This is a genomic window from Shewanella sp. YLB-07, assembly GCF_009377275.1.
The window spans coordinates 319,899-345,576 of sequence record NZ_VOQB01000003.1 but is presented as its reverse complement, the minus strand read 5'-3'; the positions used below and the strand labels follow the sequence as shown (position 1 = coordinate 345,576).

Sequence of the window (25,678 nt, the reverse complement as noted above, 5' to 3'; positions counted from 1 at the left end):
ACCGATTAGCTCGTTTCCTTAGAGCCATTCATCTAATGACTCTAAGAAAAATATAGACCAAGGGAAGCGCTATATCCAATATTTAATGAGGTCGGTATATAGAATCTACAATCGCAACAGCTCCTTAGCATTCGCCAATGTATTGTTAGTGATCTCATCACCGCCCAGTAAACGGGCCAGCTCCTCTATGCGCTGATTTTTGTCCAATGGCGTCATGGACGTCTCTGTCTTTCCTGCCTTACTCTTCTTGTCGACAAACATGTGTTGGTGTCCATTGCCGGCAACTTGAGGGAGATGGGTCACACACAATACCTGAGTGGAGTCTCCTAGCTTTCTCAGCATTCGTCCAACCACCGCCGCAGTCGCCCCAGAAATACCCACATCGACCTCATCAAAAATGAGCGTTGGTGTCGATACTTTTCTGGCGGTAATGACTTGGATACCCAGGCCTATTCTGGATAATTCACCACCCGATGCGACCTTAGACAGGGGCTGAAGCGGCTGTCCTGGGTTCGTGGTGACGAGAAACTCTATGGTGTCACAGCCATTCGGTGAGCTGAGATCTTCACTGAATGTGACCAAAATAGTAAATTTTCCCTTCGGCATGTTCAGTTCATGGATAGATTGAGTGACCTGCTTGTCTAACTCTTTGGCATAACGACAACGGCTCTGACTGAGCTTCTTGGCATGTACCAGATAGCTGTCTCGACTGGCGGCAACTTGTTGCTTGAGATCGTCCAAGGCTTCCTCGTCAGAATCTAGGTTGCTTAGTTCAGTTTTAAGTGTGAGATGGTGGGCAGCCAGCTCACTCGGGCTGACGTGATGCTTACGCGCCAGCTGCATGGCTTGGGATAATCTTTGTTCTAAGTGGGCAAAATGTTCCGGATCCAGTTCTAATCCTGCTAAGTAATTCTCCAGCTCGCTGCTGCTCTCCTGAACTTGAATAAGGGCTTCATTTAGCATATTAACGACATTCGTCAGCAGAGGATCATATGACTCGAGCTCCTGGGCTTGAGTGATACCCGCGTTGATCAAGGATTCGACGCTGCCCTGATCATTCTCCTGCAAGATAAACAGCTCATTTTTACAGGCCTCGACCAGGGCTGTGCCATTGGCGAGTTTCTTATGCTCAGCTTCTATCTGTTCAAATTCACCGGGAGAAAGGCTAAATTCATCGAGTTCTTCTACTTGGTACTGGAGCAGCTGCTTTCGAGAAATACGTTCATGTTGTGACTGAGTTAAGGCCTTAAGCTCCTTCTCTACCAGCTTGCAGCGCTGGTAACCGGCGGTGACTGAGTCGAGAAGCATTTTATGATTGGCGTAACTGTCTAACAGAGTCAGCTGATGTTCACTCTTAAGCATGGCATGGTGTGCATGTTGACCGTGAATACCAATAAGCAGTTGGCCAAGATTTTTAGCCTGTGATAAGGGCACCGGATTGCCATTGATGTATGCCCTGGAGCGACCATCACTGCCAACCGTTCGCCTGAGTATACAGTCATTATCGTGGTCGAGATCGTTATCTTCGAGCCAACGTTTGGCAACTGGGATATCATTTAAGGAAAATCTGGCGCTCACCTCGGCTTTCGTAGCCCCAGGCCTTACCGTGCCAGCATCGGCTCGGTTACCCAGACACAGACCCAGGGCGTCAATTGCAATCGATTTACCCGCACCGGTTTCACCGGTAATACTGGTCATTCCAGGCTTGAAGTCCAGCTCCAGAAAGCGGACGATGGCGAAATTATTGATGCTGAGTTGGCAGAGCATAATGACATCCCTTTAATGTACTGTGTTTTTAAACAGTATATACTGATTTTATATACAGTAAAGCTCCGAGTGAATAGTGTTCAATATTATTATGACTCAATGGGACACTGAGTCGCTTGTATCACTCTTTGCTTAACCGATTAACTGCGCAGTAGATAATCTATGCTGGGCAGGGTCACAATACTCAACACTGTCCCTAACATGATAGCTTGAGCACTGATGCTGGCTTTCACTCGGTACCTTTGTGCCAATAAGAACACACTCGCTGCCGTGGGTAATGAAGCTAGCAGGACCCCCATGATCAGCAAGTCTCCCTCGATGCCAAAGGCCATTAAGAGTACATAGGCCAGGCCAGGTTGTATAAATAATTTGCACACATTAATCCAGCTCAATTCGGCGATATGCTGAAGTCTCCCTTGTTTAGCCTTTACTTGAAGAGCCTCACCGGTGGCTGACGACGTCAAAGTGAGTTCTTGCTCTGCGCTCGCTTTGACGAGCACCATGCCTATCGCGAAGAGGGCACAGGGGCTAGAAGTCATGCCTATCTGACGTAACATAATCGATAACGATTCATTGACTTGAATGTTGAGGGCCGAAATTGCCATGCCGATGCTGCTACCAATCACAATAGGGTTCTGTACCAGGGACTGAAGGATGACGACAAGGGGGGATGCCTGCTTCTGCCCTTGATACAACTCGATAGTGACTAAGACTAGGGCAAAAATAATGACCGATAGAAGCGTCGCGATAGCCGCTGCCGTTAATGCGTTAGCATTATCCGGAAACAGTATGGTGAGTAGCGGCATGCCGATAAAAGCACAGTTACCGAATGTGGTGTTTAGCGCCCTGAGTGATGCGATATCTGTGCGGCCTTTGTTGGTGATATAGGACACCAGCATCACCAAAAGATAGGTCAGTATCATAGCCAAGCTATAGCCGGCTATAAATCCCCACTGTAAGATCCCTTCGATAGGCGTTTCTGCCAAGGCAATCAGCATGATCGCCGGAAAAGCGATGTAATAGACATATTGGTTTAATACCTGATCGGTATCTGGTGACAGGATCCTGCTTTTCTGGATAAGCGAGCCTAGCAACATGATCCCAAGTACGGCAAACAATGGGGTTAAGATAGGTGACATCAATACCATCCCTTATTTGAGTCGTGTTTTTATACTTTCTTATCAAAGTAACACAGTTTTTCATTGGGATGGGATTAAGCTAAGGTCTTAGGGGGTGTTTCGGTTTTGCTTTGTGGAGTCTCTATTAGAGAGCCTTGCTTTGGGCGCTTGAGCTGGAATATGGCCCTGCATTGGTGGGAGAACGCCTAGCTCCTGAAAAAAGTTGATCTGTCTTCTTAATTCAAACAGAGAGCCCACTCTAGTCTGCTCACCTATTGTGAGTTTCCAAGTGTCTGTTAGGCCCTCTGAATTAATCAGGATATAGCCTTCATAAATCAATTTTCTCATTGATAGCTTTAGCTTTAGCTCTCAGGCAGTCCGATACCTATGTTTGATACGCCCGCTTCAATGATCTCTTTTCGCAATGATTTTACAAAGTCGGCATTCAACTTAGGATTGTCTTCGATGAGTTGAAGTAGTGTGCCTTGCAGCTCCTTCTCTTCAACCATGACCTCATGATTAAAGATGTAATCATCGAACGCATCTTCGTCAAGTTCGACATCGGAAATCGCTTCTATGTAGTTGGCGACTGTGCTCGAAGAGAGTTTACTGATGTTGACGATATCTTCTTCGACTTTACTCTGTATGGCACTCAAGAGGGCAATAATTGCCGTGGTCGCATCCATGGCTGGATAGACACCATAGACATCGAAGTCGGCAGGATCTGGAGTGATTAGCTCTAACCTTTCTAGGTAGATATCAATATTGAGCTTTAACTTTTTATCGTAGATAGATTGCCATAGCAGGCTAAGTGCAGTATCGAGTACTTGTGGATCACCAAACTCACATACCTCTGAAAAAAGTTGATAGTTAGGCAGCATACGTTGGCACAATGCGATGGCGAATACTTTTTTCTGTTGCAAGTCTAACGCTTTTACGCGTTTAAAGAAGCCGAGCTTGTTTGTCATCTAATACATCCGTTGATAACTGTGATAACACTTGATTTGCCGCCGATTCTACCTTAGTTAGTTCATCAAGTAACTCTAGTATTTCAGGTTCCACCTCGGCGATACCTATTCCTTGCTTTAACCTAGATTCTATCTCATGGCAAAGTTTCTGTGTCGTCGGTACGCCGCAGTAACAACTCGCGCCATGTAGCTTATGCACAGTGGTGAGCATCTGTTTTTCATCGAAGCTATCTAAGGAGTCTTGGAGCTGGTCTGTGGTCTCAGGTAGTGAGTCCACCAACATTTTAAGCATATCCAGGGCTAAGTCAGTCTTATTGTTTGCTTGGGTTAAACACAGATCCCAATTTAGGGTGAACTGATCGAAGTGGGTGAATCTGGGGCGGGTCTTCCAGCGGCTGATGACACTTCTAAGGGAGGCTTCATCTATGGGCTTAGGTAAGTAACCGTCCATACCACTGTTTTCGATTCGTTCTCTCTCCTCGGCAATGGTATGTGCCGTCACCGCTATGATAGGAGTGTTACGGTTGAGGGAGTGTTGACGTATCTGTTTAGTGGCGCTGATGCCATCAGTGCCAGGCATCTGTATATCCATAAATATCAGGTCGAAACTACGCTCCTGAGCCTGCTTGATGGCGCCCAGGCCGCTATTGACTACCGTGACTTGACTGACGACTTCTTTTAGCAAGGTATCGATGAGCTTTAGGTTTGCCGGATTATCATCGACAGCCAATACGCTCATGGCTTCTTTCGAAATAGGCTCGGGAGGCGTGTATTCTTTGAGTAGTTGCTGGCTTTCTGAGTTAGGTTGGGGATCAATCAAGATCTGAGCCAGTACTTTTTCGCCTATTGGTGCCGGCACCACTTTATCGACAAAGGGTAAGATAAAGTGGAGTTCATGCTCTAGATCTCCGCCGATCAGGATGAGATAGCGACACCTAGTTTTAATTTTTTTCAGCTGTGAGGCAATATCACAGTCTTGGTCCAGGCCCTTATTGCTGATCAGGGCGTAATCATAAACAGTATCGTACTGACTGAAATGATGAGCCAGCTGTTCACTGGATCGAATGTTAGTCAGCCGCATTCCCCAATGCCTTATCTGACGATCTAAGGTGTTGTTAGACAGCTCTCTGGCTTCAAGCAGCAAGATAGTCTTATTGAGCAGTTTATCCACTGACTGGATCTGACCTATTGGATATATGCTGGTGCTGAGAGGAAGGGTGAACCAGAAGGTTGACCCTGTATTAGGCTTTGAATGACAGCCTATCTGGCCGCCCATACGGTTGATCAGTCGCTTAGTGATGATAAGCCCAAGGCCCGTTCCGCCAAAGCGACGGGAAATGGATGAGTCTGCCTGGCCAAATGCCTGAAAAAGCAGTTTTTGTTGATCCTCATCGATACCAATACCTGTATCTATCACTTCGCATCTTAGGTTGACCTTGTCATCGGTCGCTTCGGTCAGCTGTACTTTTAAATGCACGCTGCCGATATCGGTGAATTTGATGGCATTTCCCACCAGATTAGTGATTATCTGGCTAAACCGCATCGCATCGCCGGAGAGATCTTCCGGTATCGCTTGGTCGATATTTACCACTAACTCAATATCCTTGTCACGGGCACTGTTAGATAACAAGGTGATGGTATCGTCTAAAGTCTCTCTCAGTGCGAAAGGCATGTTCTCCAACACCATTTTTCCCGCTTCGAGTTTCGAGAAATCTAAGATATCGTTAATGATCCCCAGCAGGTTAGTCGCGCTTTTTTCTATGGTATTGACATAGTCCTGTTGACTCGAATGCAGAGGCGTTTTGAGTAGCTGTTTGGCAAAGCCGATGACGCCGTTGAGCGGAGTCCTTAATTCATGGGACATGTTGGCCAGGAATTCTGATTTTATTCGACTCGCCTCTAACGCGCGTTTCTTGGCGAGATCCAGTTCGACGTTCTGGATCTCGATCTGCTCTAAGGTTTCCCTTAAATCCGAGGTGGCTTGATCGATATTCTGTTGCATCTCATCGTGATATTCGGACAGGGAGCCTGCCATGGCGTTAATGCCACGTTTGAGCAGATCCAGCTCGCCGATCAGGTTACCATCTACCCGGGTATCTAGCTTGCCTTCACGGATCTTAGCCACGACTCGTACCATCTCTGTGATGGGTTGAGTGACGTTTTTAACCAATCTGAAGGTGAAGAGTAAATTCAGCTGAACACCGATTAACACGATAATAAATGCGGCAACGGCGGCCCTATGTTGTTCGAGTAGTGCATTCTCTTTATTCACTAAGACCGCTATATAGCCGAGCTTAATCGCGATAAGGCGCTCAGTATCTTTGTTTTCATCGGTATTAAGGTGAAGTTCATTATCGGATGAAAAAATAGGAGTGCGAAGTATTATGCTGTCGCCGACTTGTTCGAGCTGAGTGTTGAGTAGGCTGGTAAAAGGCTGATCGTAGCGCATCATTTCATGATTTTTATAATGATGTGAGGTGACTATGACACGATTATTGGTATCGAAAATGGCAATAAACTGCACTAAAGAGGCTTTATTTAGCTGGATGGCCGTGATCAGTTTTTTAGTACTTTCAAAGTCATTGTTCTCAAGTCCAATGGCAGCAGCAATCGCCAGTGGCTCAATAATATTACTGCCTTGCTCTATGAGAGTTTGTTCGAGTTCATAGAAACGATTTATGGTAAAATAGCTGCCCAGTAGAACACCAACGAGAATCGTCGGCGCTAACGCAAGTACAAGTACCCAAGAGCGGAGACTGTATTTCGTCATGTTATCGGCGTTATTCATTAAGTTAGCTAATCTACCAGTTTGTTGACAAACGTGTCACTAGACTGCCAGAAAATAGGCGGTCTTGGCCAGTATTATTATCGATTTAGAGGCCTCAATGGCACAGTTTTTTAAAGCAAAACCAAATAGATCTAAGCAAATATCAGCCAAAATAAGCTTAGAGGTGACTCAGCTCGATCATTTGGGTGCGGGTATTGCTCATCAGGATGGCAAGATTATCTTTGTGCCGGGGGCGTTACCGGGAGAGAGCGTGAGAGGGCAATTGACCGAACAGAAGAAGCGCCACGCTCGGGCAACATTGCAACAGATAGTCACACAGTCCCCAGATCGAGTCATGCCAAAATGTGCTCATTATGACCAGTGTGGTGGCTGTGACCTACAACATCTGGTAATCGATAAACAACGCAGCTATAAACAAGATGCCCTAGTCAGTCTTATGGCTAAGCTAGGTCAGGCTGAAGCAGAAACGCTCGCGCCGGCACTGATTGGTCAAGAGTGGGATTATCGACGCCGTGCTAGACTCGCGACTTTCTATGATCGAAATACTAAGTACACTACGCTAGGTTTCAGGGCTAAGGCGAGTAAACAAGTCATTAAGATAGCGCATTGTCCTGTGCTGGCGACGCCTTTGTCAGACCTCATCTTGCCTTTGTCTAAGCTGCTCAATCAACTCTCGAGTAAAAAGGCCTTGGGTCATGTAGAACTGATTGATGCCAATAATGGACATTTTGTCGTGATAAGAATGACAAAAACTATGCCGGATAAAGACACCGATAAGTTGCGAGCATTTGCCCTCAGTCACGGGATTAACTTGATAGTACAAGGCAATGATTCAGACTTAACCTTGATTTGTGATGCGCCCAAAACGCTGACCCTTGACTCAGATGAACTGCCCTATTATGAGCTGGATAACGGGGTTAAGCTAAGTTTTACCCCAGGGAATTTTGTTCAGGTCAACGCCGAAATCAATAATGCCATGGTCAATCAAGCCGTGGACTGGTTATCCGTCGAAGCCAATGAGCGGGTGTTAGATCTCTTTTGTGGTGTCGGAAATTTCAGTCTGCCATTAGCTAAGAAAGGCGCCGAGGTGATAGGTGTCGAAGGTGTGCCTGAGATGGTGCAACAAGCCAAAATGAATGCCACACTGAGTGGGTTAGATAATGTGTCTTTCTTTCATACCGATCTTAGCGCCGACCTCTCTAAAGAGTCCTGGCTAGGTAAAGTGGATAAATTGCTGTTAGACCCCGCTAGGGCAGGGGCTTTCGAGAGTCTGCAATGGCTGAAGAAGATGAAGCCTAAATCCATCGTCTATGTGTCATGTGATCCGGCGAGCCTGGCTCGAGACAGTGAGTCTCTGTTAAAACATGGTTACAAGTTAACAAAATTAGGTTTGATCGATATGTTTCCTCAAACCCATCACATCGAAGCCATGGCCTTGTTTGAGCTGAGTTAATTGTTTAATTAGTAACTAATTAACGCTTGAGTCAAGGTTTGTTAATTGACATTAGAAGTGGAATGCTCAAGATGGGCCTTCGGTGAGAAGGGATTAAGTTCCTGAGCGTACTTTAAGATTTAAAGTTAAGGATGTTATTGAGATGGTATCAGTTCGAGAAGCACATTTTAGTGATCCGGATTTTCAGTTAGAAGAGTGGGTCAATCGTTACATCAGTGACACTGACGAAGCCCAATCTTTACTCGAACTGCTGCGTCAGATTGAGACCATGGTGTCGGAGCACGGCAATGATACTAATTTGCTCCAGCGTGCCAGAGAGTTGATAGAAATTCTCGCGCCTCTGAACATGGACATCGAAACCTTGCAGGCATCCGTCATCTTCGTGGTCTATGATGCGGGTATTTTATCTAAGGAGTCACTGGAGGAGTCCTTCGGTAAAGGCCTCGCCACCTTAGTGCGCAGTGTTGAAACCATGAATGCCATTGGTGCATTGAAAATCAATGACCAGTCCCGCGCCGCAGAGCCTCAGATAGATAACATCCGCCGTATGTTGCTGGCCATGGTGGAAGATGTCCGCGCCGTGGTGATCAAGCTTGCCGAACGTATCTGTTTGCTCAGAGAAGTGAAAAATGCCGATGAAGAGACGCGAGTGCTTTTGGCCCGTGAAATTGCCGATATCTATGCCCCACTGGCCAACAGACTCGGAATCGGCCAGCTGAAGTGGGAGCTGGAAGATATTTCATTTCGCTATCTTCATCCTCAAACTTATAAAGATATCGCCAAACAGCTCGATGGTAAGCGGCTGGATCGTGAGACATTCATCGATAATTTTGTCGGTCAACTGCAAGCCAGATTAGATAAAGATCACATCAGGGCCAAGGTGTATGGCCGCCCTAAACATATCTATAGCATCTGGAAGAAGATGAAGGGTAAAGATCTTAAGTTCGATGAACTGTTTGATGTCCGCGCCGTGCGGATTGTCACCGATAGACTGCAGGACTGTTATGGCGCCTTAGGTGTGGTGCACACGCTTTGGCATCATATCCCCCGGGAATTCGATGATTATGTCGCTAATCCCAAACCCAATGGTTATCAGTCTATTCATACCATAGTTGTGGGTCCCGAGGGTAAAACCGTCGAGATCCAGATCCGCACCGAGCAGATGCATGAAGATGCCGAGCTCGGGGTTGCCGCTCACTGGAAATATAAAGAGGGCACCAGCAGTAGTAAGCAGACTGGTTATGAAGAGAAGATTAATTGGCTGCGTAAGATTTTGCAGTGGCAAGAGGATGTGGCCGAGAGTGGTAATCTAGTCGAAGAGGTGCGCAGCCAGGTCTTCGAAGACAGGGTTTATGTGTTTACCCCCAGCGGTGAGGTGGTCGACCTGCCGCTTGGCTCGACTGTACTCGATTTCGCCTACTATATTCATTCCCATGTGGGACATAAGTGTATAGGGGCAAAAGTAGATGGTCGCATCGTACCTTTTACCTATCAGGTGGAAACGGGCCAGCGCATCGAGATCATCACTTCTAAGCAGCCTAATCCTAAGCGCGACTGGCTAAATCCACACTTAGGTTACATTCGTTCATCCCGTGCCCGCTCTAAAATTCAGCACTGGTTTAAACAGCAAGATAGAGATAAGAACAGTGCCGCCGGCCGTGAGATGATGGAAACTGAGCTTTCACGTGTGGGACTCAAGCTCAAAGACGCTCAAAGTGCGGTCGAGCGGTTTAATATGGTGAGCATGGATGATCTTTTAGCCGCGATCGGTGGCGGAGATGTCAGGCTCAATCAGGTGGTTAATCATGTACAGAGCCAGATGCGTAAGCATGAGCTATCCGATGAGGAAGCGGTCGAAGATCTGGTCAAAAAGAGTCAGAGTAAAGCAGGAAAGAAAGGTAAGGGCCAGGTTGAAGTGAGTGGTGTGGGCAACTTGATGAGTCATATCGCACGTTGTTGCCAGCCGGTACCCGGCGATGAGATCTTCGGTTTCATCACTAAGGGCCGCGGGATCTCGGTGCACAGGGCAGATTGTGATCAGGTCAAAGAGTTAATACGCGCCCATCCTGAACGTACTGTCGATGTGGTGTGGGGAGAAAACTACTCCGGCGGCTATAAGATCCGCCTGCGTATCATAGCTAATGACCGTTCGGGTCTGTTGCGTGATTTGACCTCAGTACTCGCCGCCGAGAAAACCCATGTGATGGCGATGAGCACATCATCGGATGTTAAGACACAGACGGCTGCTATCGAACTCGAGTTGGAATTGTATAATCTCGATGGACTCTCCAAGGTACTGGCGAAAATTAATCAGGTGGAAGGCGTGAGTGAAGCCAGACGTTTATAATCCTGAGGACGTTTAATTTGGGATTATTGACCCATTAAGGCGGCTTTTGCCGCCTTTTATATGCTTACGGAATTAAGATGAAAAACAGTGAAATTCAACCTCTGCTGGATGTGATGGCAAGGCTCAGAGATCCTCAATCGGGTTGTCCCTGGGATCTCGCTCAATCATTTAGCACTATCGTGCCCTTCACATTAGAGGAAGCCTATGAAGTTGCCGATACCATAGAGCGCATGGCCTTAGACGAGCTTCCCGATGAGCTGGGAGACTTGCTGTTTCAGGTGGTGTTCTATTGTCAGTTGGGTAAAGAGCAAGGCTTGTTCGATTTTGGAGATGTCGTAGAGAAAATATGCAACAAGCTTACCTCCAGACATCCCCATGTGTTTGGTTCTCTCAAAGAGGCGAGCGCCGAGCAAGTGAAGCAAAATTGGGAAACCATAAAAGCCAAAGAGCGAAAGGATAAATCCCTTCACTCGGTATTAGATAACATTCCACTAGCCTTACCAGCACTGACTCGCTCGGTCAAAATTCAGCAACGCGTCGCGCGAGTCGGATTCGACTGGGATGATCTCGGCCCTGTGGTAGATAAAATTCATGAGGAGATCGGCGAAGTCTTGCATGAGGTCAGGTTAGATAAGCCTATACAAGAGAAGATACAAGATGAGATGGGCGATCTGCTGTTTGCCGTGACTAATCTGGCACGTCACTTAGGCATTGAACCGGAACAGGCCCTGCGTCAGGCAAATGCAAAATTTGAACGACGTTTCAGAGGCGTAGAAACCTTAGCGAGCAAGAGCGGTAAGTCGATGCAGGAGCATAGTTTAATCGAACTCGATGGCTATTGGGATCAAGTCAAGCGTAATGAAGTGCACAAATAGATAAAAATTATCGCTGAACTTGTTTGTCGTATCGCTGGAGTTTTGCTACAATTGCGCCCCGTCCTAGTGCTTTCTTACAAGCACATATTTCCAACTCATTTTCTCAGGTTCATAATGACAACAAGGTATATCTTCGTAACTGGTGGTGTGGTTTCATCACTAGGTAAAGGCATTGCGGCAGCATCGTTAGCGGCAATTTTAGAGGCTAGAGGCCTAAACGTAACCATTATGAAGCTAGATCCATATATTAACGTGGATCCCGGCACCATGAGCCCGACTCAGCACGGAGAAGTTTTTGTTACCGAGGACGGAGCAGAGACAGATCTCGATCTAGGTCATTATGAGCGCTTCATTCGTACCAAGATGAACCGTCGTAATAACTTCACCACAGGCCGTATCTATGAAGAAGTCCTTCGTAAAGAGCGTCGTGGTGACTATTTAGGTGCGACCATTCAGGTCATTCCTCACATCACTAACGCCATCAAAGACAGAGTGCTTGCTGGCGGTGAAGGTCATGATGTTGCTATCGTCGAGATTGGCGGCACGGTAGGTGATATTGAGTCCCTGCCATTTTTAGAAGCTATTCGTCAGTTAGGTGTTGAACTGGGGCGTGAACGTACCCTGTATATGCACCTGACTCTGGTGCCTTTCTTAGGCGCCGCAGGTGAGGTCAAGACTAAGCCGACACAACACTCAGTGAAAGAGCTGCGCTCTATCGGTATCGCTCCGGACATTCTTATCTGTCGTGGTGATCGTGTGCTTCCTGCCAACGAGAGAGCGAAAATCTCACTCTTCTGTAATGTTGAAGAACGTGCAGTTATCTCACTCAAAGATGTGGATAGCATCTACAAGATCCCTGCGCTACTCAAGGCTCAAAGCCTGGATGATATCGTGGTCAAGCGCTTCGGCATCGAATGTAAAGAAGCCGATCTGCATGAGTGGGAACAAGTGATCTACCAAGAAGCCAACCCTACCGGTGATGTCACTATCGGCATGGTGGGTAAGTATATTGAACTGCCAGATGCCTATAAGTCTGTCAATGAGGCCTTGAAGCATGCGGGTCTGTTTAACCGGGTATCGGTGAATATCAAGTATGTCGACTCTCAGACCCTTGAAGCTAAGGGTGTCGAAGATCTGGAAGGCCTGGACGGTATCCTGGTACCGGGTGGTTTCGGTGAGCGTGGCATAGAAGGTAAGATACTGGCAGCCAGGTTTGCTCGCGAAAATAATGTGCCATATTTCGGCATCTGCCTGGGTATGCAGGTCGCATTAATCGAGTTCGCACGCAACGTAGCCGGTTTGGAAAATGCTCACTCTACCGAATTTAACAAGGAAACGCCGTACCCTGTCGTTGGCTTGATCACCGAGTGGCTCAATGAAGACGGGGCTCTAGAGGAGCGTCACGAATCATCAGATCTTGGCGGTACAATGCGCCTGGGTGCACAGCTATGTCACCTCTCAGAGGGAAGTAAGGCTGCCGAAGCTTACGAAGGCAATTCTTGTGTCGAGCGTCATCGTCATCGTTTCGAAGTGAACAACAACTATAAAGAACGTTTAGAGCAAGCTGGTCTAATATTCAGCGGTCTTTCTTCTGATCGCCAGCTTGTTGAAATGATCGAGCTACCCAATCATCCTTGGTTTGTCGCCGGTCAATTCCACCCTGAATTTACATCCACGCCTCGTGATGGTCAGCCATTATTTAAAGGCTTTATTGCTGCAGCCAACGCGTACCAAAAACGCGACTTAGGCTAAATCAGTGACGTTAAGCCGCTTCCAAAGTTTGGAAGCGGCTTTTTTGTTTTCTGATGATGTAAATTTGGATGAACAAATTTTAGTTTTATTATATTTTTGATTTTATTTTTAAACTTAAACCGAGGAAATTATGGCTAAAATTATTAATGTCATTGGTCGAGAAATCATGGATTCTCGCGGAAATCCAACTGTAGAAGCCGAAGTACACTTAGAAGGTGGCTTTCATGGCATGGCGGCAGCACCCTCAGGGGCATCTACAGGTAGTCGCGAAGCGTTAGAGCTACGTGATGGTGACAAGAGTCGCTACATGGGTAAGGGCGTACTTAAAGCCGTTGCCAACATCAATGGTCCTATCCGTGATGCCCTGCTAGGTAAAGATGCTGCGGCTCAGGCCGACATCGATCAGATCATGATCGATGTCGATGGCACCGAAAACAAAGATAAGCTAGGCGCTAACGCTATCTTGGCTGTGTCTTTAGCTGCGGCAAAAGCGGCAGCTGCATTTAAAGGTGTACCTTTATACGCACATATCGCCGACTTAAATGGTACTCCAGGCCAATACACTATGCCTGTACCTATGATGAACATCATCAATGGTGGCGAGCATGCCGATAATAACGTCGACATTCAGGAGTTCATGGTTCAGCCTGTTGGCGCTAAGAACTTCCGCGAAGCCTTACGTATGGGCGCCGAGATTTTCCATAACTTGAAGAAAGTACTTCAGGATAAAGGTCTGAACACGGCTGTTGGTGATGAAGGTGGTTTTGCTCCAGATTTGGCTTCAAACGCAGATGCTCTGGCTGTGATCAAGGTTGCTGTCGAGAAAGCCGGTTACAAGCTAGGTGAAGATGTGACGCTTGCGCTAGATTGTGCGGCTTCTGAGTTCTATAAAGATGGCCAGTATAATCTCGCTGGTGAAGGTAAGGTATTCAGCGCTAACGGTTTCTCTGATTTCCTTAAGGAGCTGACTGAAGAATATCCTATCGCATCGATCGAAGATGGCTTAGATGAGTCAGATTGGGATGGTTGGGCATACCAGACTCAGATCTTAGGTGATAAGATCCAGTTAGTGGGCGACGATCTGTTCGTGACTAACACTAAGATCCTCAAGCGCGGTATCGACAACAAGATAGGTAACTCTATCCTGATCAAGTTCAACCAGATTGGTACACTAACTGAGACGCTTGCGGCTATCCGTATGGCGAAAGAAGCCGGTTATACCGTGGTCATCTCGCACCGCAGTGGTGAGACCGAAGATTCGACTATCGCCGATCTCGCTGTCGGGACTTGTGCCGGTCAGATTAAGACTGGTTCTCTGAGCCGTTCAGATCGTATAGCCAAGTACAACCAGCTTCTTCGTATCGAAGAGCAGCTAGGTGAGAAAGCGCCATACCTTGGTCGTAGCGAAATAAAGGGTCAATAATAATCGACTCGCTGATCTATTCTGGATTAGAGACATACTCTCCATAGAATGAGTCAGTAAGCCAGATTAAATTGTCGCTATTAATGAAAAGGTCACCACAGGGTGGCCTTTTTTGTTGTATTATCTCGGCTGAGTGTCGAATAATTGGTATTGTAATGAAACGTTTCCTATTTGTATTGATCGGCTTGTTAGGCGTACTCCAGTACCAGTTATGGTGTGGGGTAAACAACCTGCCTGGATCTGTTCAACTTCGCGAACAAATAGCGCTTCAGCAAGAAGGCAATGCCAAGTTAGTTGCACGTAATCAAGTGTTGCGAGAAGAGATAATTGATCTTCGCAGTGGCACTGAAGCACTTGAAGAGCGTGCCCGAAATGAGCTGGGCATGGTAAAAGAAGGTGAAACATTTTTTCGTGTCGTGGGTGGTAGCCTACAGCCTGCAAACTGATTGACCTCCTAATCTTAAAAAAGCAGAAATTTATCCATGAATGATTTCCAAGAAAAGATTGTCGCCATAGTCCCTGCTGCCGGTATAGGCAGCCGCATGGGAGCCGATGTTCCTAAGCAGTATCTGAAAGTAGCCGGCAAGCCAATTCTATCTTTAACTTTACAAGTGCTCCTCACTCATCCCGGAATCGACCGTGTTATCGTAGCGCTTCACCCACAAGATAGTTATTTCTCCTCTCTACCTGAGGCTAGACACCCCAAATTACTCAGCGTTGTCGGTGGTGAAGAGCGTGCAGACTCAGTCTTAGCCTGCCTGAATCGGGTCGATGGAGACGATTGGGCTATGGTTCATGACGCCGCCCGTCCCTGTTTGACTCACGGCGATATCGACAAGCTTATAGATTCGAGAGGCTTATTTCCTCAGGGAGCCATTTTAGCTTCACCCGTTCGAGATACCATGAAGAGAGGGAATAAACAGGGCAAAATTGAACAGACAGTATGTCGTGAACAGTTATGGCATGCCCTCACTCCGCAACTTTTTCCTGTGGTGTCCCTCAGAGATAATTTAGCCAAATCCTTGAAGATGAAAGTAAACATTACCGACGAAGCCTCAGCCATGGAATGGGCCGGAATCGCGCCGGGACTAGTGACAGGCAGAGCCGATAATATTAAGATCACTCATCCGGACGATCTTCGATTGGCTGAACTCTTTCTGAGCCAGGGTGAATAGAATAACTTAGCTTGCTAATGGGCTCTGGAAACTGACCGGGAGATAATCTCAATTGTTAATCTAGATTATCTCGTCGTGTTAATTGAATACGCTAAATGGAATAAATAATGAATATACGCATAGGCCATGGTTTTGATGTACATAAATTTGGTGGTGATGCCCCATTATTGTTAGGCGGTGTGCATGTCCCCTATGAGCTAGGCTTGATTGCACATTCTGATGGCGATGTCGTGCTACACGCCATATCCGATGCTATTTTAGGCTCGGTCGCCTTAGGGGATATCGGCAAGCATTTTCCCGATACCGATGAAGAATTTAAGGGAGCCGACAGTCGTCATCTTTTGCGCCATTGCTACAAGTTGGCAAGGGATAAAGGCTTCGAGCTTGGCAACCTAGATGTCACCATTATCGCTCAAGTACCTAAAATGGCGCCCCACATAGCAGCCATTCGTGAAGTGCTAAGCCAAGACTTAGAGACCAATATAGATAATATCAATGTTAAGGCGACCACGACCGAGAAGCTAGGCTTTACCGGTCGTAAAGAGGGCATTGCCGTCGAAGCCGTCGTATTGGTCACTAAGATAGCCATATAAGTTTTTCAAACAGACTCAATTGACCCAATTAGAGAATAAGAGTGACCATGATAGAACTGCATTATTTACACGGTAAACCAGCATCCAAGGCCGATCTTCGTACGCAAAATAGCGATTTCATTGTGCAGGAAATATTGCCTTTTAGCCCGACGGGCGAGGGAGAGCACCACCTTCTGCATATACGTAAAGAGGGGCTAAATACTGCCGATGTGGTTAAGATATTATCTGGTTTTGCCCATGTTCACCCTAAAGAGGTGACCTATGCGGGTCAGAAGGATAAGAATGCGGTCACTGAGCAGTGGTTCGGCGTGCGTATTCCAGGTAAAGAGACTCCGGATTGGGCCAGCTTAAATTGCGATGAACTCACTATCTTGTCTAGTGATCGTCACAGTAAAAAGTTAAGAATAGGTGCCTTGGCCGGTAACCGCTTTAGTTTGACTCTGCGTAACGTGACCGATATGCAAGATGTACTTACTAGATTAGCGCTAATAAACGAGACCGGGGTGCCGAATTATTTCGGTGAGCAAAGATTTGGTCATGACGGCAAAAATTTAGTCTTTGGTCGACAGATGTTTACCGGTCGTAAGGTGAAAGACAGGAAAAAACGCAGCATGTATCTATCTGCCGTTCGCTCCTATCTGTTCAATTACGTTACATCGATGAGGCTGACCGAACACGGCCTCGAGAAACTCGATGGCGACAGTGTGATGTTAGCGGGAAGTAGAAGTTATTTTGTTGCCGAGCAATGGGATGATGCGTTACTTAAGCGTCTGGACGAAAAAGATATTCAGCTGTCGGCACCTATGTGGGGCAGGGGATCGGCATTGCCTCAAGGTAATGCGGCAGATTTCGAGGCTAAGGCGTTAGCCGAGTTTGACACAGATCGTGATGGATTAGAACATGCGGGATTAGAGCAAGAGCGCCGACCTCTGTTACTAGAGCCTCAGCATTTATCATATCAACAAGAGGGAGACGATGTGATAGTCATTAAATTCGCACTTCCTGCAGGCAGCTTCGCAACGTCCGTGCTGCGAGAAGTGTTTGATTATGAAGATGTTAGAGAACGGGAATTTCGTCAACGTCAGTTAGAGCGACGTGAGCAAGAGCAAGGCTCAGCATAGCTAGGAAATATTGGGGTTTTCAGCCTTAAGTTAACACCAAGATTTCAGTGCCATTTTCAGATTTATTAAATATTTGTATAATTATTTATAGCAGGTCAATAATGATAAAGATCCTAGTAAGTAACGATGATGGTGTCACTGCACCGGGAATTAAGGCGTTATCGGATGCATTATCAGTGTCCTATCAGGTCATGACTGTGGGGCCTGATCGTAACTGCTCAGGAGCGAGTAGTTCATTAACTTTGACGAACCCTTTACGAATTAATACGTTAAGTAATGGTTTTGTCTCTGTAAGTGGCACACCAACCGACAGTGTTCATCTTGCAATACGTGAGTTGTATTCCGATGAGCCCGATATGGTGGTAGCTGGGATTAATGCCGGTGCTAATTTAGGTGATGACACCTTGTATTCCGGTACCGTAGCGGCAGCAATGGAGGGGCGTTTTCTTGGCTTGCCAGCCGTTGCCGTTTCACTGGTGGGCTCTAAATTGGCACATTTCGACACGGCAGCCCATTTTGCTTGTCGAATCATTGCGGGCTTACTGAACAAACCTATTGCTCAGGATCAGATTTTAAATATTAATGTTCCTGATCTACCGATTGATGAGATTAAAGGGATTAAGGTCACTCGATTAGGGGCAAGACATAGAGCCGAAGGTATGATTAAGGCTCAAGATCCAGCGGGAAGAGACATCTATTGGTTGGGGCCCCCGGGAGATGAGCAGGATGCCAGTGAAGGAACGGACTTTCATGCTGTGAATCATGGCTATGTATCAGTGACCCCTTTAACTGTAGACTTGACCGCTTTCGAGAGAATTACACCACTGCAAGAATGGATTGATAAAATATGAATGGTGTTGCGACGACTTCAGCATTAAATTTAGCCAGAAGTTTACATGAGTCCGGTATAGAGAGTGAGAAGGTGTTGCAGGCATTAGCCAATACACCCAGAGAACTCTTTCTGGACGCTGCTTTAGGACATAAAGCTTATGAAAATACTGCTTTACCTATTGGGCAAGGGCAAACAATTTCTCAGCCTTATATCGTTGCAAGAATGACCGAGCTACTTCTGGATCGTAACCCATCTAAGGTGTTGGAAATCGGTACGGGCTCTGGATATCAGTCAGCCATATTGGCTCAACTTGTGCCAGAGCTATGTACTGTCGAGCGGATCAAGAGTCTACAGATCCAGGCTCGCCAAAGATTAAAAAAAATCGATCTTCATAATATATCGTTCAAATATGGTGATGGATGGAAAGGCTGGCCCAATAAAGGCCCATTTGATGCCATCATGGTAACGGCAGCGGCGAGCAGTGTTCCACAAGCGTTATTGACTCAGTTAGTCGATGGCGGGGTACTGGTTATTCCTGTGGGAGAGGAGTCCCAGCAACTGCTGAAAGTCGTACGTAAGGGAGAGAGCTTTACTTCAGAAGTGGTCGAAATGGTTCGCTTTGTCCCTCTTATTAATGGGGAGCTGGCTTAACCGGCCAAAGCTTGTTGTTAAGTTTTAAATGTTTTTTAGTTTAGATATTTACTGGGTCTTATATCAGCCTGCTTGGCTGATTATTGTAGGGTGTATTTTTGATTACTGGGTTGAAGATGAATTGCAAGAATCTACTTCTATTAGCGCTATGCATTTGCTTCGTAGGCTGTAGCTTTCAGTCTGATAGACCCGCTCCAGTGGTGAATGTCACGACTCCCGTCATGGCTACTTATAATAAAGGGTCATTAAAATCCGATTCTTATCTCGTTAAGAGAGGGGATACCCTTTACTCTATTGCTTGGGCATCTAACAATGACTTCATTGATTTAGCTAAGAAAAATAAGCTTAAAAAGCCATATGTTATCTATCCTGGACAGAAGTTAAACCTTAGTTTGACATCTACTGTTACAAATAGCCAAACGACTAAAACAGTGCCGAATAATCCTCCAAAAGTCGTATCAACTAAGACCAAAACGAATAAAAAACAAACACATACTCCTGTAGTGACGACCAGTAAGCAGCCTGAAGTGGCTAAAAAGAAACCACTTGATCCTGTCAAAGAGTCTGCGTATTCTGTAACGACTAGTCAACAAGATATTAACAAATCTGTCCACAGGCCGACGACTCAGCTACCCACTAAAGTAAGCAAGTGGTTATGGCCAGTGAGAGGAAAGTTGATTGGTCGATTCTCTGCCAATGAGCAAGGGAATAAAGGGATTAAGATCGCAGGTAATCGAGGTGAGATAATTAAGTCTGCAGCCGATGGCCGAGTTGTTTATGCTGGCAGTGCCCTTAGAGGGTATGGAAATTTAGTCATCATTAAACATAGTGACAATTTTCTCAGTGCTTATGCACATGCCGATAAGATCTTAGTCAAAGAAAAACAGTTTGTCTCAATGGGGCAAACGCTTGCAACAATGGGTAATACGGGTACCGATCGGGTCATGTTACATTTTGAAATCCGATATCACGGGAAGTCTGTTAACCCACTTAAATATTTACCTAAACAATAATGGTTTAGGAGCCAGTTTGGCATTTGGAGGATAGTAAAGTGCAGTAGTTTAAATTGAAATTTGGGAGATCATTTTATGGGTCGTAGAACTAGTACCGCAATAGCGGAGCCTTTAGTGGACTTGTCAAAAAACGAGTCTGACGTAAAAACAAAGAAAGGAAATAAGTTACAAGAAGCAGAGCTTGAACAGCAGGTTCAGGATGATCTGCAGAAAAACCTGGACGCAACTCAGTTGTATTTAGGTGAAATTGGTTTTTCCCCTCTATTGAGCGCTGAAGAGGAAGTGTATTTCTCTCGTAAAGCGTTGAAAGGTTGTGGTAAGTCACGTAACCGCATGATTGAAAGTAATCTTAGACTCGTCGTTAAGATAGCTCGTCGCTATAACAACCGTGGACTCGCATTATTAGATCTTATTGAAGAGGGTAATTTAGGCCTGATCCGAGCGGTTGAGAAATTTGATCCTGAAAGAGGATTTAGATTTTCTACCTATGCGACTTGGTGGATTAGACAGACCATAGAACGTGCCATCATGAATCAGACCAGAACGATTCGCCTACCTATACATGTGGTTAAAGAACTCAATGTCTATCTGCGTACTGCAAGAGAATTAGCTCACAAGCTAGATCATGAGCCGACCGCCGAAGAGATAGCGGCTAAACTGGATCTGCCCAGTTCTGATGTCAGTCGTATGTTGAAACTTAATGAAAGGATCACTTCGGTCGACACGCCTTTAGGTGGAGATAATGATAAAGCCTTGCTCGATGTACTTGCCGCCGATGATAATGTGGGCCCAGATTACAAGGTACAAGACGAAGACATGTCAAAGTCCGTGGTTAAATGGCTCGATGAACTCAACACTAAGCAGAGAGAGGTATTAGCGCGCCGTTTTGGCTTGTTGGGGTATGAACCATCTACGCTGGAGAATGTGGGTAAAGAGATAGGTCTCACACGAGAGCGTGTACGCCAAATTCAAGTCGAAGCCCTCAAACGCCTTAAAGACTTACTCGGTGCCCAGGGTTTATCGGTAGAGGCTATCTTTAAGAGTTAGTCGTAACCTGTTTATTTTTACCTTTTATTGTTGGTTAGGGTGTAAATGTAAAGGCTATCCTCACGCATTATGAGTATGAGAGTATTTTTTGAGCAAGCCTGTCCATCTTTTGGATAACAGTTTCTATTGATGCATTCGTGATTAGATTTTCAAGTTTAGGCCCAGAAAGTAGACTTAGTCATTTGTTTTAGTGAATGGACTGAGTAAATAGCCTTAACAAATAGCTGTTAGCATCACATATCAATATCACTACAAAAAAAGCGCACTTTTAGTGCGCTTTTTGTGTCTGGCATCTCTTGTAAAGAGTTATGTCACTCTGTACTGCACAAGCTCTGCAAACCTCCTCTCCTGGAGGCTTGGTATTTTCTAAGCTAGCTGTTTTAGTCTGTACAATATCTCTAAGGCTTGCTTCGGGCTGAGGTCATCAGGATTAATACCTTGCAATGCATCTTCGACTGGCGATATTTGTGGCTCAGGAAAGACCATAGCCTGTTGTGGTGACTCCTGAGTGGACCCCTTGCTATCGCGGCTCTCTAAGTGATGCAGTTTATGCTTGGCTGCGGCAATGACTCTGGCCGGTACACCTGCCAGAGCGGCAACCTGCAAACCGTAGCTTTTACTTGCGGCGCCTTCTTGTACCGCATGCATGAAGACTATGGTGTCTCCATGTTCTATCGCATCAAGATGGACGTTTTCTACATTATCTATGAGATCAGGTAGTTGGGTGAGTTCGAAGTAGTGGGTCGCAAATAGTGTCATCGCCTCAATTTTTTCTGCCAGGTATTCCGCTGCCGACCAGGCTAGGGAGAGTCCGTCGTATGTCGACGTTCCACGACCTATTTCATCCATCAATACCAAACTCTGAGTCGTGGCATTATGGAGAATATTTGCCGTTTCTGTCATCTCCACCATGAAGGTTGAGCGACCGGAAGCGAGATCATCAGATGCGCCTATGCGTGTAAAAATGCGATCAACAGGACCAATAATTGCGTCTTGGGCCGGTACATAGGAGCCGATATGTGCCATGAGAGTGATCAAGGCTACTTGTCTCATATAGGTTGACTTACCGCCCATATTTGGCCCAGTGACGATCAACATTTTACGCGTCGAATTCAGGGTCACAGGATTCGCGATGAAAGGGCTTTGACTGACTTGCTCGACCACGGGATGTCGGCCAGATTCTATATGTATACCCGAGGTGTCGGTGAGTGTCGGGCATCGATAGTTTAGCGTTTCGGCGCGTTCGGCAAAATTACTGATGACATCAAGCTCTGCCGCACCCTGAGCGAATTGCTGTAACTCATGGAGTTTCGGTAACAGAAGATCGAATAACTGCTCCCAGAGCTGCTTTTCGAGTGCCAGTGCCTTGCCCTGACTTGAGAGTACCTTCTCTTCATGTTCTTTCAATTCGGCAATGATGTAACGTTCGGTATTCTTCAGGGTCTGTCTTCGTTGGTAGCTCAGAGGCACCAGATCAGATTCCCGACGGCTGACTTCGATATAGTAACCATGAACCCGGTTATAGCCGACTTTAAGGGTAGATATACCGGTCGAATTTTTCTCACGAGCCTCTAACTCTTTGAGGTAATCCGTTGCCCCCTTACTCAAGGCGCGCCATTGATCCAGCTCTTCGTTGTAGCCATCTCGCAAGACGCCACCATCGCGGATCAGCATAGGCGGATTGTCTATGATTGCTCTGTCGAGGAGCGCGAGCTCATCGGGGAACTCACCGATAATAGTCGCTAAACGCTTGAGATGTGGTGACTGACAACCAATGAGTAGCTGCTGAATGTCGGGCAAGGTAGATAATGCTTGCTTCAGTCGAGAAAAATCCCTTGGCCTGGCGCTTCTCAGTGCGAGTCTGGCCGTGATTCGTTCTATGTCGCCCAGTGCTTTTAAATGTGGAGTCAGAGTGTCAAACAGGCCGCTGTCGAGCAACTCGGTGAGTGCACTTAAGCGAGATTCTATCTGTTGTTTATTTCTCAGCGGTTCGTGGATCCAACGTTGCAACATACGACTGCCCATCGGGGTCGTTGTATTATCTAATATGGCAGATAGGGTATTTTCACGCCCACCTTGCAAGTTGATTGTCAGCTCTAAGTTTCTTCTCGTGGCGGCATCGAGCACGATACTGTCATCTTGATTGAATAGCACGATAGAGTTGATGTGGGGAAGTGCGGTTCTTTGAGTATCTTTGACGTACTGCATCAGGCATCCAGCCGCTTGCAGTGACAAACGCGCGTTTTCTAGGCCGAATCCGCGCAGATCTTTAGTCTTAAATTGATCCAAGAGCAGTTTACGGGAGGTATCGAAATCGAATTCCCATTCCGGGCGCCTGCGTTTGCCATTGAATCCTTTGATGAGAGGCATCTCGCTGAAGTCTTCACTATAGAGAAGCTCGGCTGGATTAGTACGTTGCAGCTCAGCCTCTAATCCTTCTCTTGTCTCTAATTCACTGACCACGAAACGGCCGGAGCTTAAGTCTAAGGTGGCATAACCAAAGCCTGCCTTGCCATGGTATACAGCAGCAAGTAGGTTATCTTGTCTCTCTTGCAGTAAAGCTTCGTCGGTCAGGGTACCTGGGGTGACGAGACGAACGACTTTTCGCTCAACCGGACCCTTAGAGGTAGCTGGATCGCCGATCTGCTCACAAATAGCGACAGAGACCCTAAGCTGAACAAGTTTGGCGAGATAACCTTCGACGGCGTGATAGGGCAGTCCCGCCATGGGAATTGGATCGCCGCCACTCTTACCACGGGCGGTGAGCGAAATACCTAAGAGTTCGGATGCTCGCTTTGCATCGTCATAGAAGAGTTCGTAGAAGTCACCCATGCGGTAAAATAATAACATTTCTGGGTTTTCGGCCTTGAGCGTCAAATATTGACGCATCATAGGTGTGTGTTTTTCTAGGTTTTGGGTGTCGATTGCATTCATCTACAGCTCGTTTCTTCTATGAGGTATTGAACAGGCAAGGTGCTCCATTGGAGCCGCCTTAAAAATATGATGCCAATATTAGCAATTTTTCGAGCCAGTTGCGTCTTTAAAGAATAAATAGTCAGATTGAATTTTTCTTCTGCAACAAGTGCTTCTAATTGAGTGAACACGGCTAGAAAAAAATAATCATGATCAGCACTTGATACTGTATGATTGTACAGTATACTAGTTTGCATATTGAGACCCCTATTCGAGCAGGATAAAGTTTTCCTAAGCTCAAATAGCGGAGTCGCCACGAGTTTATATCGGCGTTGTTGCCGTGACTTAGATTATGCGCGAAGAGGATATCGGAATGAAGATTGATGCGAACAAAGAGAAAGCACTGAATGCCGTTTTAAGTCAGATTGAGAAACAGTTCGGTAAAGGCTCTATCATGAAACTGGGCGAGAATCGCTCGATGGATGTTGAGACTATCTCTACCGGATCACTTTCTTTAGATGTTGCACTCGGTGCCGGTGGACTTCCTTTAGGACGTATCGTTGAGATTTACGGACCAGAATCTTCGGGTAAGACAACACTGACGTTAGAGGTCATTGCTGCCGCACAACGCCAAGGTAGAGTATGTGCCTTTATCGATGCAGAGCATGCGTTAGACCCTATATATGCTAAAAAGTTAGGTGTCGATATCGATAACCTACTCTGTTCTCAGCCAGATACCGGTGAGCAGGCGTTAGAGATCTGTGATGCCTTGACCCGTTCTGGTGCCGTCGATGTCATCGTCGTCGATTCGGTTGCGGCCTTGACACCGAAAGCTGAGATTGAAGGGGAAATCGGTGATTCACACATGGGGCTTGCGGCCCGTATGATGAGTCAGGCGATGCGTAAGCTTGCCGGTAACCTGAAGCAGACCAATACCATGCTTATCTTCATCAACCAGATCCGTATGAAGATTGGTGTAATGTTCGGTAACCCTGAAACCACAACCGGTGGTAATGCACTTAAGTTTTACGCTTCTGTTCGCCTCGATATTCGCCGTATCGGTGCAATCAAAGATCGTGACGAAGTTATCGGTAACGAGACCCGTGTCAAAGTGGTTAAAAACAAGATAGCAGCACCATTTAAACAGGCTGAATTCCAAATTCTTTATGGAAAAGGCATCAACCGTACTGGTGAACTCGTCGACCTTGGTGTGATACATAAATTAGTCGAGAAAGCGGGTGCCTGGTACAGCTATAAAGGCAATAAAATTGGTCAGGGCCGTGCAAATGCAGGTAAGTATCTAATTGAACATCCTGAAATTGCGGAAGAAATTGAAACTGCACTTCGTGGCATGTTACTCGCATCTCCCGATGCGGCTGAATCAGCGACTGGTGATGAGAATGTGGATCTCGAGACTGGTGAAGTATTCTAGAGATGTGTTTAATCACAGGCGATAGAATATAAGTCACTCGGTGGGCCATTCGGCCCACTAGATCGCGGTTTCGCAACTTGCGCGCCGCGACTATTTCTAACCATATCAGTAAGGGCCATGGCCCAACCCCCATCACGTATCAAACAGGTGATAACTAAAATAGGTTACGTCTAAGATCAAATCCCCTCATACTGGACTAGGATCGCTTTGACGATTAATCGAGTTCATCCGTTGTAAAGCCCTATTTTTTCACACTCTATCTTCATTTCGCGCAATACCCTCCCTAAAACTCTGGTTGTTATTCTTTAGACTGCTTATAATACGGCTCAAAATAGCGCAAGTGTTTTGAATAACGATTGTCAGTTTGATTAATTAATCGTCCAACACAATGCCAATAATTTAAGTAATCT

General features: G+C 46.2%; 19 protein-coding genes. 14 read left to right on the top strand and 5 right to left on the bottom strand.

Features of this window, described 5'->3' with window-relative positions:
* Window positions 1-105 precede the first annotated feature (105 nt).
* From recN to barA, 4 genes are all read right to left on the bottom strand, one after another.
* Entirely contained in the window at window positions 106-1,767 is a 1,662-nt protein-coding gene (recN, locus tag FS373_RS08330; RefSeq protein ID WP_144045481.1) for a DNA repair protein RecN, read from the bottom strand.
* A 140-nt stretch (window positions 1,768-1,907) separates the two neighbouring features.
* On the bottom strand, window positions 1,908-2,906 hold the full coding sequence (locus FS373_RS08325) for an AEC family transporter (protein ID WP_144045482.1): 999 nt from the start codon (window positions 2,904-2,906) through the stop codon (window positions 1,908-1,910).
* Between the two features lie 341 nt (window positions 2,907-3,247).
* A complete protein-coding gene (locus FS373_RS08315) occupies window positions 3,248-3,853 on the bottom strand; it encodes a YjaG family protein (protein ID WP_144045484.1) in 606 nt (201 codons plus the stop codon).
* The gene (barA, locus tag FS373_RS08310; protein WP_144045485.1) at window positions 3,828-6,641 is read right to left on the bottom strand and encodes a two-component sensor histidine kinase BarA; all 2,814 of its coding nucleotides are present in this window, start codon (window positions 6,639-6,641) and stop codon (window positions 3,828-3,830) included. The genes FS373_RS08315 and barA overlap by 26 nt, the downstream gene beginning before the upstream one ends.
* 97 nt (window positions 6,642-6,738) lie before the next feature.
* On the opposite strand from barA, the gene rlmD reads away from it, so the two are divergent.
* From rlmD to rpoS, 13 genes are all read left to right on the top strand, one after another.
* Window positions 6,739-8,094 (top strand): 23S rRNA (uracil(1939)-C(5))-methyltransferase RlmD, encoded by a 1,356-nt coding sequence (rlmD, locus tag FS373_RS08305; RefSeq protein WP_144045486.1) that lies wholly within the window; start codon window positions 6,739-6,741, stop codon window positions 8,092-8,094.
* Window positions 8,095-8,236: 142 nt separating this feature from the next.
* Complete coding sequence (relA, locus tag FS373_RS08300) at window positions 8,237-10,441, top strand: GTP diphosphokinase (RefSeq protein WP_144045487.1); 2,205 nt, start codon at window positions 8,237-8,239, stop codon at window positions 10,439-10,441.
* A 77-nt stretch (window positions 10,442-10,518) separates the two neighbouring features.
* Entirely contained in the window at window positions 10,519-11,316 is a 798-nt protein-coding gene (gene mazG / locus FS373_RS08295) for a nucleoside triphosphate pyrophosphohydrolase (protein ID WP_144045488.1), read from the top strand.
* Between the two features lie 114 nt (window positions 11,317-11,430).
* Window positions 11,431-13,068, top strand: a complete 1,638-nt coding sequence (locus FS373_RS08290) for a CTP synthase (RefSeq protein ID WP_144045489.1) — start codon at window positions 11,431-11,433, stop codon at window positions 13,066-13,068.
* Between the two features lie 130 nt (window positions 13,069-13,198).
* Window positions 13,199-14,491 carry a phosphopyruvate hydratase gene (eno, locus tag FS373_RS08285; RefSeq protein WP_144045490.1) on the top strand — a complete coding sequence of 431 codons (1,293 nt, stop codon included), beginning with the start codon at window positions 13,199-13,201 and terminating at the stop codon, window positions 14,489-14,491.
* Window positions 14,492-14,646: 155 nt separating this feature from the next.
* Window positions 14,647-14,937, top strand: coding sequence for a cell division protein FtsB (gene ftsB / locus FS373_RS08280; protein ID WP_144045491.1), 291 nt, complete (start codon window positions 14,647-14,649; stop codon window positions 14,935-14,937).
* A 36-nt stretch (window positions 14,938-14,973) separates the two neighbouring features.
* Window positions 14,974-15,666 carry a 2-C-methyl-D-erythritol 4-phosphate cytidylyltransferase gene (gene ispD / locus FS373_RS08275; RefSeq protein ID WP_144045492.1) on the top strand — a complete coding sequence of 231 codons (693 nt, stop codon included), beginning with the start codon at window positions 14,974-14,976 and terminating at the stop codon, window positions 15,664-15,666.
* A 107-nt stretch (window positions 15,667-15,773) separates the two neighbouring features.
* Entirely contained in the window at window positions 15,774-16,259 is a 486-nt protein-coding gene (gene ispF, locus FS373_RS08270) for a 2-C-methyl-D-erythritol 2,4-cyclodiphosphate synthase (RefSeq protein WP_144045493.1), read from the top strand.
* Window positions 16,260-16,306: 47 nt separating this feature from the next.
* Window positions 16,307-17,380, top strand: a complete 1,074-nt coding sequence (gene truD, locus FS373_RS08265) for a tRNA pseudouridine(13) synthase TruD (protein ID WP_144045494.1) — start codon at window positions 16,307-16,309, stop codon at window positions 17,378-17,380.
* A 101-nt stretch (window positions 17,381-17,481) separates the two neighbouring features.
* Window positions 17,482-18,231, top strand: a complete 750-nt coding sequence (surE, locus tag FS373_RS08260; protein ID WP_144045495.1) for a 5'/3'-nucleotidase SurE — start codon at window positions 17,482-17,484, stop codon at window positions 18,229-18,231.
* The gene (locus FS373_RS08255) at window positions 18,228-18,863 is read left to right on the top strand and encodes a protein-L-isoaspartate(D-aspartate) O-methyltransferase (RefSeq protein ID WP_144045496.1); all 636 of its coding nucleotides are present in this window, start codon (window positions 18,228-18,230) and stop codon (window positions 18,861-18,863) included. The genes surE and FS373_RS08255 overlap by 4 nt, the downstream gene beginning before the upstream one ends.
* 116 nt (window positions 18,864-18,979) lie before the next feature.
* Window positions 18,980-19,876 (top strand): peptidoglycan DD-metalloendopeptidase family protein, encoded by an 897-nt coding sequence (locus FS373_RS08250; RefSeq protein ID WP_144045497.1) that lies wholly within the window; start codon window positions 18,980-18,982, stop codon window positions 19,874-19,876.
* A gap of 75 nt (window positions 19,877-19,951) precedes the next feature.
* Window positions 19,952-20,923, top strand: coding sequence for an RNA polymerase sigma factor RpoS (gene rpoS / locus FS373_RS08245; protein WP_144045498.1), 972 nt, complete (start codon window positions 19,952-19,954; stop codon window positions 20,921-20,923).
* A 366-nt stretch (window positions 20,924-21,289) separates the two neighbouring features.
* Here the strand turns inward: rpoS and mutS are convergent, their stop codons facing one another.
* Window positions 21,290-23,857, bottom strand: coding sequence for a DNA mismatch repair protein MutS (mutS, locus tag FS373_RS08240; protein ID WP_144045499.1), 2,568 nt, complete (start codon window positions 23,855-23,857; stop codon window positions 21,290-21,292).
* Window positions 23,858-24,209: 352 nt separating this feature from the next.
* Between mutS and recA the strand changes: the two genes are divergently transcribed.
* The gene (gene recA, locus FS373_RS08235) at window positions 24,210-25,268 is read left to right on the top strand and encodes a recombinase RecA (RefSeq protein WP_144045500.1); all 1,059 of its coding nucleotides are present in this window, start codon (window positions 24,210-24,212) and stop codon (window positions 25,266-25,268) included.
* Window positions 25,269-25,678 lie beyond the last annotated feature (410 nt).